Source organism: Micromonospora sp. WMMA1998 (assembly GCF_027497375.1).
GTDB classification, from domain to species: Bacteria; Actinomycetota; Actinomycetes; order Mycobacteriales; family Micromonosporaceae; genus Micromonospora; species Micromonospora sediminicola.
Genome location: NZ_CP114911.1, coordinates 22924 through 36344, shown reverse-complemented (window position 1 = coordinate 36344; position 13421 = coordinate 22924). Strand labels below are relative to the sequence as shown.

Here is a 13421-nt window from a genome sequence, read left to right as displayed (position 1 = left end):
CCCGTCATCGGGTGCGGCCCAGCAGACGGATGGCCTGCTTGAGCAGGACCGGCACCGGCGGCGTCTCGCCGTCGACGGTCTCCGCCACCGCGGCCACCGCCTGGTCGGCCTGCGCGGCCGTCCAGCCGAGCCCGACCAGCGCCTGACGCACCTGCTCCGGCCAGGCGCCCACGGTCACCCCGGCCGCGCCGTCGGGGCCGACCGGCACCGGACCGACCCGGTCGCGCAGCTCCAGCACGAGCCGCTCGGCGCCCTTCTTGCCGATCCCGGGCACCCGGGTCAGCGCGGCGGTGTCGGCGTTGGCGATGGCCTTGCGGACCGCGTCCGGCGTGTGCACCGCGAGCACCGCCTGGGCCAGCCGGGGGCCGACGCCGCTGGCGGTCTGCAGCAACTCGAACAACTGCTTCGCGTCGTCGTCGGCGAAGCCGTAGAGGGTGAGCGAGTCCTCCCGGACCACCAGGCTGGTGGCCAGCCGGGCCGGCTGGCCGACCCGCAGGTCGGCGAGCGTGCCGGGGGCGCACTGCACGGCCAGGCCGATGCCGCCCACCTCCACCACCGCGTGGTCCGGACCGGTGGCGGTCACCGTGCCGCGAACGCTGGCGATCATCGTGCCCCTCCTCGTCGGGCCCGCTGGGCGGCGGCGGCCAGCTTGGACCGGGTGCCACCGCGCCAGACGTGACAGATGGCCAGCGCCAAGGCGTCGGCGGCGTCGGCCGGGCGGGGCGGCTCGGCGAGCCGCAGCAGCCTCGTGACCATGGCGGTCATCTGCGCCTTGTCGGCCTGACCGGAACCGGTCACCGCCGCCTTCACCTCGCTCGGCGTGTAGGTGGTCACCGGCAGCCCGGCCCGCGCGCCGGCGAGCACCGCGATGCCGCTGGCCTGGGCGGTGCCCATCACCGTGCGGACGTTGTGCTGGCTGAACACGCGCTCCACCGCGACCGCGTCCGGCCGGTGCTCGGCGACCAGGTCGGTGAGCGACCGGTCCAGGTGCAGCAGGCGCAGCGGCAGGTCGTCCTCGGGGTCGGTGTAGACCACGTAGTAGGCGACCAGCGTGCACGGGCGACCGGGGACGCCCTCGACCACGCCGACCCCGCACCGGGTCAGCCCCGGGTCGACGCCGAGCACGCGCACGCCGCCTCCTCCCCGAGCCGTCAGCAGTACGTGTGTTCGACACACCCTACTGGTGTGCTCCGACGACCGGACGCCCGGACACGCCGGGTGCGATCGGAGCGCAACACACCACACACTGAAGCGGTCGAGTATGTGTCGCCGCCCCATGTGCCCGAGGCCACACGCCTCGTAACTTCTTGCGCCATGACGGCAGAACCCGTGGCGGTCCCCCACGTCGTACACGTCGACCTCTCCGGTCGCAACGCCCTGGTGACCGGTGGTGGCAGCGGCATCGGGCGGGCCTGCGCCCTGCGCCTGGCGGCGGCCGGCGCCTCGGTGGTGGTGCTGGACCGCAACGTGGAGGCGGCGAAGGCGGTGGCGGCCGAGGCGGGCGGCCGGGCCGAGGGGGTCGACCTGGCCGACCCGGAGGCGGTGGACCGGCTCGACGTCGACGCCGACATCGTGGTGAACAACGCCGGCCTGCAGCACGTGGCGCCGGTGCAGGAGTTCCCGGTGGAGCGGTTCGAGTACATCCAGCGGGTGATGGTGGAGGCGCCGTTCCTGCTGATCCGCCGGGCGCTGCCCCGGATGTACGCCAACGGCTGGGGCCGGATCGTGAACATCTCCTCGGTGCACGGGCTGCGCGCGTCGCCGTACAAGGCCGCGTACGTGTCGGCGAAGCACGCGCTGGAGGGCCTGTCGAAGGTGGTGGCCCTGGAGGGCGCGGCGCACGGGGTGACGGCCAACTGCATCAACCCGGCGTACGTGCGGACCGCGCTGGTGGAGAGCCAGATCGCCGACCAGGCGGCCAGTCACGGCATCGGCGAGGACGAGGTGATCGAGAAGATCATGCTGGCCCGGGCGGCGATCAAGCGGCTGATCGAGCCGGAGGAGGTGGCCGAGCTGGTGGCGTACCTGTGCGCGCCACCCGCCGCGTTCCTCACCGGCGCGTCGATCGCCCTCGACGGGGGCTGGACGGCGAACTAGTGGCGCCGCGCACAATGTCGGTCATGTCGTCGCCGGTCGAGTTCCTGGAGCTGCTGGCGCGCGAGGCCGCCGCGGTCGAGTTCGAGGGCCCGCTGGTCGCCGCACGCGCCGCCGGCCTGCCCGCCGACCGCCTGGCCGAGCTGGAGCAGGCGAAGGTGGTGGCGCTGCGGGTACGGGCGCTGCTGGAGCGCCGCCGCCGGCGGGAGACCGAGCTGTCCGGCCTGTACGACACCGCCAGCGACCTGGCCGGCCTGCGCGACCTGGACGACGTGCTGCGGGCGATCGTGCACCGGGCGCGGATCCTGCTCGGCACCGACGTGGCCTACATGACGCTCAACGACGACGAGCGCGGCGACACCTACATGCGGGTCACCGACGGGTCGATCTCGGCCCGCTTCCAACGGCTGCGGCTGGAGATGGGCGACGGTCTGGGCGGGCTGGTGGCGCAGACCGGCACCCCGTACGTGACCGCGAACTACCCGGAGGACGACCGGTTCCGGCACACCGGGGAGATCGACGGCGGGGTGGGCGAGGAGGGCCTGGTGGCCATCCTCGGCGTGCCGCTGCGGCTCGGTTCGAGCGTGATCGGCGTGCTCTACGCGGCCAACCGCTCGGCCCGGCCGTTCGCTCGGGAGGAGGTGTCGCTGCTGGTCTCCCTGGCCGCGCACGCGGCGGTGGCGATCGACACCGCCCGGCTGCTGGCCGAGACCCGTGCGGCGCTGGAGGAGCTGTCGGCGGCGAACGGCACGATCCAGGCGCACAGCACGTCGGTGGAGCGCGCCGCCGCCGCGCACGACCGGATGACCGCGCTGGTCGTGCGGGGCGGCGGGATGGAGGACGTGGCCGCGGCGGTCACCGAGGTGCTCGGCGGGGCGCTGCTGGCGCTGGACGCGGAGGGCCGGCGGCTGGCCCGGGTCGGCGAGATCGAGGAGCCGGACCGGGCGGACATCGTGGAGGCGGTGGCCGCGTCGCGGACCGAGGGGCGCAGCGTGCGGCGCGGCCCGCTCTGGTACGCCGCGGTGGTGGCCGGCGCGGAGAACCTGGGCGCGCTGGTGCTGCGCCCGGACGACGATCTGGTCGACGCCGACCAGCGGATCCTGGAGCGGGCGGCGCTGGTGACCGCGTTGCTGCTGCTGTTCCGCCGTACGGTGGCCGAGGCGGAGGGTCGGGTCCGGGGTGAGCTGCTCGACGACCTGATCGCCCGGCCGTTGCGGGACACCGACGCGTTGCGCAGCCGGGCCCGCCGGATCGGGGTCGACCTGGACGCGCCGCACGTGCTGGTGGCGGTCGGCGACGACGCGTTCGCAGAGACCGGCTCGGCCCGGCAGCGGGTGCTGTCGTGGGCCACCACGTACGCGTCGACCCGGGGTGGGCTGGCCGCGGCGCGCGACGGCCGGGTGGTGCTGATGCTGCCCGGTCAGGACGCCGGCGGGGCGGCCCGCGCGGTGGCCCGGGACCTGTCCCGGGTGACCAGCCGCCCGGTGACCGCCGGGGCGAGCGGGCCGTCGACCGGTCCGGCGTCGCTGGCGGTCACGTTCGCCGAGGCGGAGCGCTGCCTGACCGCGCTCGGCGCGCTGGGCCGGGCCGGGCAGGGGGCGAGCACCGCGGAGCTGGGTTTCGTCGGGCTGCTGCTGGGCGCGGTCGGCGACTCCGGCGACCGGGACGTGAGCCGGTTCCTCACCGCGACCGTGGGGCCGGTGGTCGACTACGACGCCCGGCGCGGCACCGCGCTGGTGAAGACGCTGGAGGCGTACTTCGGGGTGGGCGGCAGCCTGGCCCGGGCGGCCGAGCAGCTGCACGTGCACGTGAACACGGTGACCCAGCGGCTGGAGCGGGTCGGGCAGTTGCTGGGCGCGGACTGGCAGCGCCCGGAGCGGGCGCTGGAGGTGCAGCTCGCGTTGCGCCTGCACCGGTTGCGCACCCCGGCCGGCTGAGCCGGCCGGGTCAGCGGGGGCGCAGGCCGTCCAGGACCGCGTCGACGATCCGCTCGGGGAGGATCCGTTCGTCCCGGTCGGGGTGCCAGTGCAGCATCCGCTGGGTCAGCATCGGCGCGGTGAGCAGCGCCATGGCGACCTCGACGTCGAGGTCGGCGCGCAGCTCCCCGCTGTCCACGGCGCGCAGCAGCACCTCGCGCATGGCCTGGCGCCGGGGCTCGATGATCGCCTCGTAGGCCTGGCGGTGCGCGGAGCTGCGGCTCACCTCCGGCACCAGACACGGCATGATCTTGCGGACCCGGGGGTCGACGTGCTGGCCCACGGCGCCGACCAGCAGGACCAGGTCGTCGCGGACCGAGCGACCGCCGGTGCGGGGCGGGGCGCCCTTGAGCCGGCCCAGCGCGTCGAGCAGCAGCGCCTCCTTGCCCGGCCAGCGACGGTAGATGGTGGCCTTGCCGACGCCGGCGCGGGCCGCGATCGCCTCGATGGAGAGCGCCTCGACGGTGCTGCCCTCGGCCAGCAGGTCGAGGGTGGCCTCCACGATCGCCTCGTCCGCGCGGGTGCTCCGCGGTCGCCCGGGCGACCGCGGAGCATCCGCCGTGGAAGTCATGTCAGACATTGTCCACGAACCTACGCGGTCCCGGCCAACTCCCGCTCCGTGGCCGGGGCGGCGTCGGGGGCGACGACCGGCCGGCCCGGCATCCAGCGCAGCACGATCACCATGCCGAGCACCGCCACCAGCGCGGAGACGCCGGCCGCCCAGTGCATGGCCGAGACGAACGAGTCGTTGGCCGCGTCGATCAGTCGCGGCGCGGCCGGGCCGAGCCGGTCGGCGACCGCGTACGCACCGGAGACCGACTCGCGGGCCGCGTCGCGGACCGGGGCGGGCAGGGCGGCGACCGCCGGGGCGACCTGGTCCCGGTAGACCGCGGAGAGCACCGAGCCGAGCACCGCCACGCCGAGCGCGCCGGCGACCTGGCGGATGGTGTTGCTGACCGCCGAACCGACCCCGGCCTTCTCCCGGGGCAGCGCCGACATGATCGACTCGGTGGCCGGCGGCATGATGTTGGCCATGCCGGCGCCCTGGACGAAGCCCAGCGCCGAGAAGATCCAGATAGGCGTGTCCGCGTCGATGAAGACGAACGCGGCGAGCGCGATCGTGGTGAGCAGCAGCCCGACCGCGGCCACCGTCCGGCCGCCGTAGCGGCGGACCATGGCCGCGCTGCGCGGCGCGAAGATCAGCTGCGCGGCCGCGAACGGCAGGAACAGCAGGCCGCTCTCCAGCGGGCTGTAGCCGCGCACCAGCTGCAGGTAGAACGCGCCGAAGAACATCACGCCCATGGCGGCGAAGAAGACCAGGCCGACCAGGGCCACCGGGGCGGCGAACCGGGGCACCCGGAACAGCCGCACGTCCAGCGACGGGTGGTCGCTGCGCAGCTCGTGGGCCACGAACCAGCCGAGCACCGCCAGGCCGCCGACGATCGCCACCCAGACCTGCGGCCGGCCGAAGCCGTGCTCGCCGCCGTCGATGATGCCGTAGGTGAGGGCGACCAGGCCGACCACGGACAGCAGGACGCCGAGCAGGTCGACCCGGCCGGGCGAGGGATCGCGGGACTCGGGCACCAGCACCGCGACCAGCACCACGCCGAGCACCACCACCGGCACGTTGATCAGGAAGACCGAACCCCACCAGTAGTGCTCCAGGAGCGCGCCGCCGAGCACCGGGCCGATCGCCACGGCGAGGCCGACCGCGCCGGCCCAGACCCCGATCGCCTTGGCCCGCTCGCGGGGGTCGAACACGTTGGAGATGATCGAGAGCGTCACCGGCATGATGGCCGCGCCGCCGACGCCCATCAGCGCCCGGGCGGCGATCAGCTGCGCCGGGTCCTGCGCGTACGCCGACAGCAGGGAGGCGAGCCCGAACAGCGCCAGCCCGAAGATGAGGAAGCGGCGGCGGCCGAGCCGGTCGCCGAGCACGCCGAAGGTGAACAGCAGGCCGGCGAAGACGAGCGTGTAGGAGTTGATCGCCCACTCCAGCTCGCCCTGGCTGGCGCCGAGGCCGTGCACCGGGTCGGCGAGGGTGCGCAGCGCGACGTTGAGGATCGTGTTGTCGAGGACGACCACGAGGAGGCTGATCACCAGCACCCCGAGGATCGCCCACCTCCTCGGGTGTCCGGTGTTCTCGTGCGGTTCCATTCGGGTTCTCCCCCCGGCTCACCCGCGTCGGAATACGATACGGGGCAGACTCGTAACGCAGCCGAGCGTAGGTGAGCAGGTTTCGATACGGAACCGGTTCGTATCGAATGTGCGCCAGGTCACGGTCAGGCGGGCGGGCCGGCGGCCAGTGCCAGCCGGAGCATCGCGTCGCGCACCGGCAGCAGGCGTCGGGCCTGGGCGAGCCGGCCCGCCCACCGCGCGCCGGCCGCGATCCGCTGGGTGGGCCGCCGGCGGCGCCGGTCGTACGCCCGCAGCCCGGCCGGCAGGTCGTCGGCGACACGCAGGCAGTCGGCCAGCGCCACCGCGTCGATCAGCGCCTGGCAGGCGCCCTGGCCGAGGTCCGGCGTCATGGCGTGCGCGGCGTCGCCCAGCAGCGCCGTCCGGTCGCCCACGTAGGACGGCAACGGGGTCAGGTCACGGATCTCGTGCCGGAGGATCCCGTCGGGCGTGAGGGCGTCGAGCACCTGCGGCACCGGCCGGTGCCAGTCGCCGAAGAGCCGACGCAACTCGGCCCGGTCGTCCGTCGGCGCGGGATGCCCCTCGGGCAGGCTCACCGCGGCGTACCAGTTGGTGCGCCCCGGGCCCGCGGGCGTGAGCCCGAACTTGCGGCCCCTCCCCCAGGTCTCGCCGCCCTCGGGCACCTCCGTGTCGACCACGCCCCGCCAGGCCACCGCGCCGGCGTGGCGCAGCGGGTAGCGGTCGCCGTGCAGGGCCACGCGGACCACGCTGTTGATCCCGTCCGCGCCGACCACCAGGTCGTACGCGTCGAGCAGGGCGCGCGGGTCGGTGACCGGGGCGGCGAGGCGCAGCACCGGCCCCGGTAGCGCGGCGGCGAGCACCGCGAGCAGCACCGGCCGGGTGACCAGGTGCACCGGCTCGCCGTGCCGGCGCTCCAGCCGGTCGACGTCGATGGTGGCGATGCGACTGCCGTCCGGCCGCCGGATCGTCCCACCGACCTGCCGGCGGCCGCGGCGGCGCACCTCGTCGCCCACGCCGAGCGCGTCCAGGGCGCGCATCGCCCCGGGCCAGACGCCGAGCCCGGTGCCGGTCTCCGGCAGCCCGGCGGAGCGCTCCAGGACCGTCACCTCCCAGCCGGCGGCGCGCAGCCCGACGCCCGCCGCGAGCCCACCCACGCCGCCACCGACCACCACCGCCCGACCGTCCATGCCGGCCACCGTACTACAGATGTAGTCATTTTCACTACGCCTGTAGTCTTGCCCGGTGACCGATCGCCGGCAGCTCCTGCTCGACGCCGCCATCCGGGTGCTCGGCACCCGGGGGCCGCGGCAGCTCACCCACCGGGCGGTGGACGCGGAGGCGGGACTGCCCGAGGGCTCCGCGTCCAACCGGTTCCGCACCCGGGAAGCGCTGGTCGCCGGCGTCTTCGAGCGACTGGTCGAGGTGGAGACGCAGACCTGGCAGCGACTGGCCGCGGATCTGCCGCCCGGCGACGTCGACGGCTTCGCCCGGGTGCTCGGCCGGCTGATCCGGCGGTTCACCGACGAGGAGCGGGTGGTCACACTGGCCCGGTACGCGCTGTTCGTGGAGGCGGCCGTGCGACCCGAGCTGCGCCCCGCCATCGAGGCCGGGCGGGCGCGGCTGGCCGGGTGGGGGGTGCCGCTGCTCGCCGCGCTCGGCTCGACCGACCCGCCCGCCCACTTCCGGGCGCTGCTCGCGCTCGTCGACGGGCTCCTCGGCAACCAACTCGCCACCCCCGACGGCGACGTCGACCCGGAGTCCGCCGTCGCCGCCCTCCTGCGCGGCTTCCGGGCCGGCTGACCGGCCGCCACCGCCCGCGGGCCGCGCCGGACGGATCCCGCCTACCGCGCCCCGTCCCGCTGCCGGGCGGCGTCGCGGCACGCGGCGAGCGCGTCCGACAGGCTGGTCAGATGCCCGGCCGGCGTGGCCGGCGGGGTGATCCAGCCCGGCCCGGCCCCGTGCACCCGCACCGACGGGAACTCCCGTGCGAAGCGGACCGCGCGGTACGCCCGTCCGGTCATCGGTGTCTGCGACCACACCACCACGGTGTGCGGGCGGGTCCGACGCACCGCGCTGGCCAGCGCCGGCCAGGGCAACGCGGCGCCGAGCAGCAGGCTGCCCAGACCGGCCTCGCGCAGCGCCGCGGCGAGCGCGTGCAGGCCGAGACAGTGCAGCTCCTGTTCCGCCCCGGCGAGCAGGATGCCGCCGGCCGGGGCTGGTGTCCCCGGCCCGCGCAGCAGCACGTCCAGTCCGGACCGCAGGCCCTCCGAGAAGGCGTGTTCCACGGCCACCTCGGCGGCGCTGCGGCCGGGCAGCGCGGCCAGCATCGGCGCGCAGACGCCCTCCCACACCGGCGCCACCCCCCACCGGTCCGCGGCCTCGACCACCAGCGCGGCGACCCGGTTGCCGTCCAGGTCCTCCGCCGCGAGCGTGAACTGCTTGCGGGCGGTCTCGACGACATCGGCCGGGATCGGATCGGTCACCACCGGACGCACCCCTCGGTAGACGGTCACTACCGAGGGGTTCGTCGGAAGGGGGCGGCCTGGATGCGCCCGGCGCCGACCGGTCCGCACCGGGGCGCGGTGCCCACGCCGCGCCGGTGGGGCGGCTCACACCGGCGTGTGCTCCGGTCGGAGCGGCCGCGCCCCGGCCGTCACGGCTCGATCACCAGGCCGGCGATCAGCCCGTCCCGGAGCGTGAACCGGAAGTGCAGGTCGGCGACGCCGCCGGGAAAGTCGCCCTCCAGGTGATGCACCGCGTCGTAGTTCCGGTCGTCGGCCCGGGCCGCCGCGACCAGCTCGGAGGTGTACGTGTACTCGCTCGACGAGTGGGACAGCCAGTGCCGGATCTGCCCGGGTCCCCGGTGGGTCCGGCCCTCGTCGGTCACCGACGCGTCGGGGGTGAAGCGTGCCACCGCCGCGTCGACGTCCCGGGCCTGGTGCGCGACGAGGTACTGCGTGATCGTTTCGGGCAGGTCGTCGGGCGAGATCCGGCTCGCCCGGCTCCAGTCGATTGCGTCCATGTGCCCACCGTGGGGTCTCTCGGCGGGAGAGGGTCAAGTCGTCGACTCTCCCCCGGGGCGAAGGTGCAGAGTGAGAGCCATGCGCAAGGGCATGACGATCGGGGAGTTCGCGACGGTCACCCACCTGAGCGTGCGGACGTTGCGTCGCTATCACGAGGCCGGGCTGCTGGAGCCGGAGACCGTGGACCCCTTCACCGGCTACCGCTACTACTCTACGAACCAGGTACCGCCCGCGCAGGTGATCCACCGACTACGCGAGCTGGACGTGCCACTGGCCGAGGTCAAGGCGATCCTCGCCACCGACGACCCCGCCCGGCGCACCGACCTGATCGCCGGGCACCTGCGTCGCCTGGAGGAGACGCTGGACCGCACCCGGGGGGCCGTCACCGCCCTGCGCCGGCTGCTGCGCCCCGACGACCAGGACCTGCCGGTCGAGCTGCGCGCCGTCCCCGGGCTCACCGTCGCCGCGGTGCGCGCGGACGTCGAGTTGGCGCGGGCCGGCGCCTGGTACGACGGCGCGATGGCGGAGCTGGACGCGGCGTACCCGGTGGGCGACCGCACCGGACCACCCGGCGGCCAGTACGCCAACGAGCTGTTCACCGACGGCGCCGGTGCCGTCACCGTCTACCGGCCGGTCCGTCGTCCCCGCCCGGGCGGGCGGGTCGAGGTCGTCGACCTGCCGGCGGCCGAGTTCGCCGTCGCCGTGCACTCCGGCCCGCACGACGACATCGACGTCACCTACGGGCGGCTCGGCGCCTGGGTGGTCGCCCACGCGCTGGTCGTCGACGGGCCGATCCGCGAGACCTACCTGGTCGGGCCGCGCGACACCGACGTCCCCGCCGACTGGCGTACCGAGATCGGCTGGCCGGTCTTCCGCCTCACCCCCGCCTAGGACGGGCCCGGCGCCGGGCGGCGCGACGCGGGGGCGCGGTCCGCCGCCCGCGTCGCGCCGTCGGCGCGCGCGGGTCTAGCCGGACCGGTCCCGACGGGTCGCCGCCCGTCGCCGGGCCAGGTGGGCGACCGTGCCCCAGACGCCCCGCCGGAACAGCAGCACGACGAGCACGAAGATGCCGCCGGTGACCAGCCCGATGGCCTCGAACCCGGAGAACGACAGCCAGTCCTCCAGCCGGACCACCAGGGCCGCGCCGAGCACCCCGCCCCACAGCGTGCCGATGCCGCCGAGCACCACCACGATGACCGCCTTGCCGGAGGTCGTCCAGTGCAGCACGTCCAGCGAGACGAACCGGTGGCCGACCGCGAAGAGCCCGCCGCCGAGCCCGGCCAGGAAGCCGGAGAGCACGAACGCGGTCAGCTTGTAGCGGTGCACCGGGTAGCCCAGCGCGCGGGCCCGGGCCGGGTTGTCCCGGATGCCGACCAGCACCCGGCCGAACGGCGAGTGCACGATCCGCCAGGCGGCGAGCAGGCCGAGCAGCACGATCGGCAGGATCGCGTAGTAGAAGTAGTAGTCGTCGGTGAGGTCGGCGCCGAAGAACGCGCGCGGCACGCCCTGCAGGCCGTTCTCGCCCTGGGTGACCGAGCGCCACTCGTTGGCCACGTAGTAGACCATCTGCGCGAAGGCCAGCGTGACCATGGCGAAGTAGATCCCGGTGCGCTTCACCGCCAGGTAGCCGATCGGCAGCGCGAGCAGCGCCGCGCCCAGCGCCCCGGCCAGCACCGCGGCCGGGAACGGCAGGCCGGCGTGGATCGCCACCAGCCCGGTCAGGTACGCCGAGGTGCCCCAGAACGCGGCGTGCCCGAAGGACATCAGCCCGGTGAAGCCGAGCAGCAGGTCCACCGAGACGGCGAAGAGCGCCCAGCACAGGATGTCCACCGCGACCGCCGGGTAGAGCCCGTTGGGCAGCCACAGCGCGACGAGCAGGCCGCCGGCGAGCAGCGCGTACCGGACCCAGCCGGGCGCCCGCGCGACGGCGAGCAGCCCGGACCGGGGTGCCTTCCGCTCGACCGGGGCGGTTTCCAGAGCACTGCTCACGCGGGTGCCTCCTCTCGGCCGAACAGGCCGGCCGGACGCCAGAGCAGCACGGCGGCCATCACCACGAACACGACGGTCTGTGACACGAGCGGGTAGTCCGACAGGTACGCCTCGCCCCACGCCTGGATCAGGCCGATGCCGAAGCCGGCGGCGACCGAGCCGAAGATCGAGCCGAGGCCGCCGATCACCACCACCGCGAAGACCACGATGATCAGGTCGGCGCCCATCAGCGGGTTGACCGCCCGCATCGGGGCGGCGAGCACCCCGGCCAGCCCGGCCAGGGCGATGCCGAAGCCGAACACCGGGGTGACCCACCTCCCCACGTCGATGCCGAACGCCCGGGTCAGCTCCGGCCGCTCGGTGGCGGCCCGGACCACCATGCCGATCCGGGTCCGCCCGAGCACCCACCACACCGCCAGGCACAGCAGTACGGTGAAGCCGAGGATGAAGACCCGGTACGTCGGGAAGTCGAAGAGTCCGAAGTCGACCGTCCCGCTCAGCTCGGCGGGCGTGGCGTACGGGCTGGACTGCACGCCGTACCGGGACTTGACCAGGTCCTGCAGGATCAGCGTCAGGCCGAAGGTGAGCAGGAAGTTGTAGAGCGGGTCGAGCCGGGTCAGCCGGTGGATCACCGCCCGCTCCAGCGCCATGCCGAGCAGGCCCAGCGCCAGCGGCATGATCACCAACGCGGCCCAGAACGGCACGCCGGCCTCGGCGAGCAGCACGTACGCCCCGAACGCGCCGAGCATGTAGAACGCGCCGTGGGCGAAGTTCACCACCCGGAGCATGCCGAAGATGACCGCGAGCCCGAGGGCGAGCAGGGCGTAGAACGCCCCGCCCACCAGCCCGTTGAACGTGTTCTGCAGGAACCCTGACATCAGACCGTCGTCACATCTTGCAGTCGGCCGACGGGGTGCGGAAGGCTTCCGCCGCCGGGATGGTCTTGAGGATCTTCACGTAGTCCCACGGCTCCTTGACCTCGGCCTGCGGCTTCACCTGGGCCAGGTACGCGTCGTGCACGACCCGGTGGTCCTCCGCGCGGATCTTGCCGTTGCGCAGGAAGAGGTCGTTGACCTCCTTGCCCTCCAGCTCCTTGACCACGGCGTCGGCGTCGTCGGTGCCGGCGGCCTGCACCGCCTCCAGGTACTGCATGGCGGCGGAGTAGTTCGCCGCGTGGGCGAACGACGGACGGGTGCCGGTCTCGGACTGGAACCGGTCGGCCCACTCCCGGTTCTGCTGGTCGAAGTTCCAGTACCAGGCGTCGGTGTAGGTGGTGCCGGCCAGCGCGGCCGGGGTGAGCGAGTGGATGTCGGTGATGAACATCAGGCCGACGGCCAGCCCGACGCCCTTGTCCCGCAGCTTGAACTCGTTGTACTGCTTGACCACGTTGACCAGCTCCGCGCCGGCCTGCATGGTGCCGAGCACCTGCGGCTTCGGGTTCAGCGTCGGCGCCTTGAGCAGGAACGACGAGTAGTCGCCGCTGGTGTTCGGGAACGGGGCGCCGTCCTTGCCGACGACCTGCCCGCCGGCCGCGGTGATGGCGGCGGTGAAGCTCTTCTCCATGTCCTGCCCGAACGCGTAGTTCGGGTAGAGGATGTACCAGTTCTTGCCGACCTGCTCGGTGGTCACCGTGCCGGTGCCGTGGGCCAGCATGTACGTGTCGTACGCGTAGTGGAACGTGTACTTGTTGCAGCTCTTGCCGGTCAGGTCGGTGGTGGCGGCGCCGATGTTGAAGTAGAGCTTCTTCTTCTCCTTGGCCACGTCGGCGACCTTCAGGGCGGCCGAGGAGGTCGGCACGTCCAGGATCGCGTCGACGCCCTTGCGGTCGATCATCTCCTGGGCCTTGCTGTTGGCCACGTCCGGCTTGTTCTGGTGGTCCGCCGTCTCCACGGTGATGTCCTTGGTCACCGCGTCGTCGCCGTGCTTGGCCTTGAAGTCGGCGATGGCCATCTCCACGGCCTTGACCGAGTTGCGCCCGGACAGCTCCGAGTAGGCGCCCGACTGGTCGTTGAGCACGCCCAGCACGATCTTGTCGCCGGTCAGCTTCGAGTCGCCGCCGGACTGCGGGCCACCGCCGCCGCAGCCGGCCACCAGCAGCGCCGCCGCCGAGGCGGCGGCCACACCCACGCTCCTACGCATGTTCATCCCCTTCGTACCGCGCGGTCCGCGCGGGTCAGCCGTC

General features: G+C 74.1%; 14 protein-coding genes. 4 read left to right on the top strand and 10 right to left on the bottom strand.

Translation table 11 applies throughout. From position 1 onward, the window contains the following. Positions 1-4: 4 nt before the first annotated feature. Together ruvA and ruvC are read right to left on the bottom strand one after the other, a co-directional pair. Positions 5-607, bottom strand: a complete 603-nt coding sequence (ruvA, locus tag O7600_RS00180; RefSeq protein WP_091578136.1) for a Holliday junction branch migration protein RuvA — start codon at positions 605-607, stop codon at positions 5-7. Beyond that, complete coding sequence (gene ruvC, locus O7600_RS00175) at positions 604-1131, bottom strand: crossover junction endodeoxyribonuclease RuvC (protein ID WP_091578139.1); 528 nt, start codon at positions 1129-1131, stop codon at positions 604-606. Before ruvC ends, ruvA begins: the two co-directional genes overlap by 4 nt. A gap of 183 nt (positions 1132-1314) precedes the next feature. On the opposite strand from ruvC, the gene O7600_RS00170 reads away from it, so the two are divergent. Then, positions 1315-2097: a 3-hydroxybutyrate dehydrogenase gene (locus O7600_RS00170; protein WP_091578142.1), complete on the top strand. Its 783-nt coding sequence runs from the start codon at positions 1315-1317 to the stop codon at positions 2095-2097. Between the two features lie 14 nt (positions 2098-2111). Beyond that, positions 2112-4031: a helix-turn-helix domain-containing protein gene (locus O7600_RS00165; RefSeq protein ID WP_281591716.1), complete on the top strand. Its 1920-nt coding sequence runs from the start codon at positions 2112-2114 to the stop codon at positions 4029-4031. 10 nt (positions 4032-4041) lie between these two features. Here the strand turns inward: O7600_RS00165 and O7600_RS00160 are convergent, their stop codons facing one another. The 3 genes from O7600_RS00160 to O7600_RS00150 all read right to left on the bottom strand — a co-directional run bounded on the left by O7600_RS00160 (position 4042) and on the right by O7600_RS00150 (position 7414). Next, the gene (locus O7600_RS00160; RefSeq protein WP_091578147.1) at positions 4042-4650 is read right to left on the bottom strand and encodes a TetR/AcrR family transcriptional regulator; all 609 of its coding nucleotides are present in this window, start codon (positions 4648-4650) and stop codon (positions 4042-4044) included. 11 nt (positions 4651-4661) lie between these two features. Beyond that, a complete protein-coding gene (locus O7600_RS00155) occupies positions 4662-6227 on the bottom strand; it encodes an MFS transporter (RefSeq protein ID WP_281591715.1) in 1566 nt (521 codons plus the stop codon). A gap of 125 nt (positions 6228-6352) precedes the next feature. Continuing rightward, positions 6353-7414 (bottom strand): FAD-dependent monooxygenase, encoded by a 1062-nt coding sequence (locus O7600_RS00150; RefSeq protein ID WP_281591714.1) that lies wholly within the window; start codon positions 7412-7414, stop codon positions 6353-6355. 55 nt (positions 7415-7469) lie between these two features. Between O7600_RS00150 and O7600_RS00145 the strand changes: the two genes are divergently transcribed. Then, complete coding sequence (locus O7600_RS00145; protein ID WP_281591713.1) at positions 7470-8027, top strand: TetR/AcrR family transcriptional regulator; 558 nt, start codon at positions 7470-7472, stop codon at positions 8025-8027. A gap of 41 nt (positions 8028-8068) precedes the next feature. Here the strand turns inward: O7600_RS00145 and O7600_RS00140 are convergent, their stop codons facing one another. Both O7600_RS00140 and O7600_RS00135 read right to left on the bottom strand, forming a co-directional pair. Continuing rightward, positions 8069-8710, bottom strand: a complete 642-nt coding sequence (locus tag O7600_RS00140; protein WP_281591712.1) for a transcriptional regulator — start codon at positions 8708-8710, stop codon at positions 8069-8071. Between the two features lie 170 nt (positions 8711-8880). Then, a complete protein-coding gene (locus O7600_RS00135; protein ID WP_281591711.1) occupies positions 8881-9249 on the bottom strand; it encodes a nuclear transport factor 2 family protein in 369 nt (122 codons plus the stop codon). A gap of 79 nt (positions 9250-9328) precedes the next feature. On the opposite strand from O7600_RS00135, the gene O7600_RS00130 reads away from it, so the two are divergent. Then, positions 9329-10141, top strand: coding sequence for a MerR family transcriptional regulator (locus O7600_RS00130; RefSeq protein ID WP_281591710.1), 813 nt, complete (start codon positions 9329-9331; stop codon positions 10139-10141). Between the two features lie 75 nt (positions 10142-10216). Here the strand turns inward: O7600_RS00130 and O7600_RS00125 are convergent, their stop codons facing one another. Genes O7600_RS00125 through O7600_RS00115 form a run of 3 tightly spaced genes read right to left on the bottom strand, consistent with a single transcriptional unit; the run spans position 10217 to position 13384 of the window. Then, positions 10217-11239 carry a branched-chain amino acid ABC transporter permease gene (locus O7600_RS00125; RefSeq protein ID WP_281591709.1) on the bottom strand — a complete coding sequence of 341 codons (1023 nt, stop codon included), beginning with the start codon at positions 11237-11239 and terminating at the stop codon, positions 10217-10219. Continuing rightward, complete coding sequence (locus O7600_RS00120) at positions 11236-12117, bottom strand: branched-chain amino acid ABC transporter permease (protein ID WP_281591708.1); 882 nt, start codon at positions 12115-12117, stop codon at positions 11236-11238. Before O7600_RS00120 ends, O7600_RS00125 begins: the two co-directional genes overlap by 4 nt. Positions 12118-12127: 10 nt before the next feature. Further along, a complete protein-coding gene (locus O7600_RS00115; RefSeq protein WP_281591707.1) occupies positions 12128-13384 on the bottom strand; it encodes an ABC transporter substrate-binding protein in 1257 nt (418 codons plus the stop codon). Between the last annotated feature and the right edge of the window lie 37 nt (positions 13385-13421).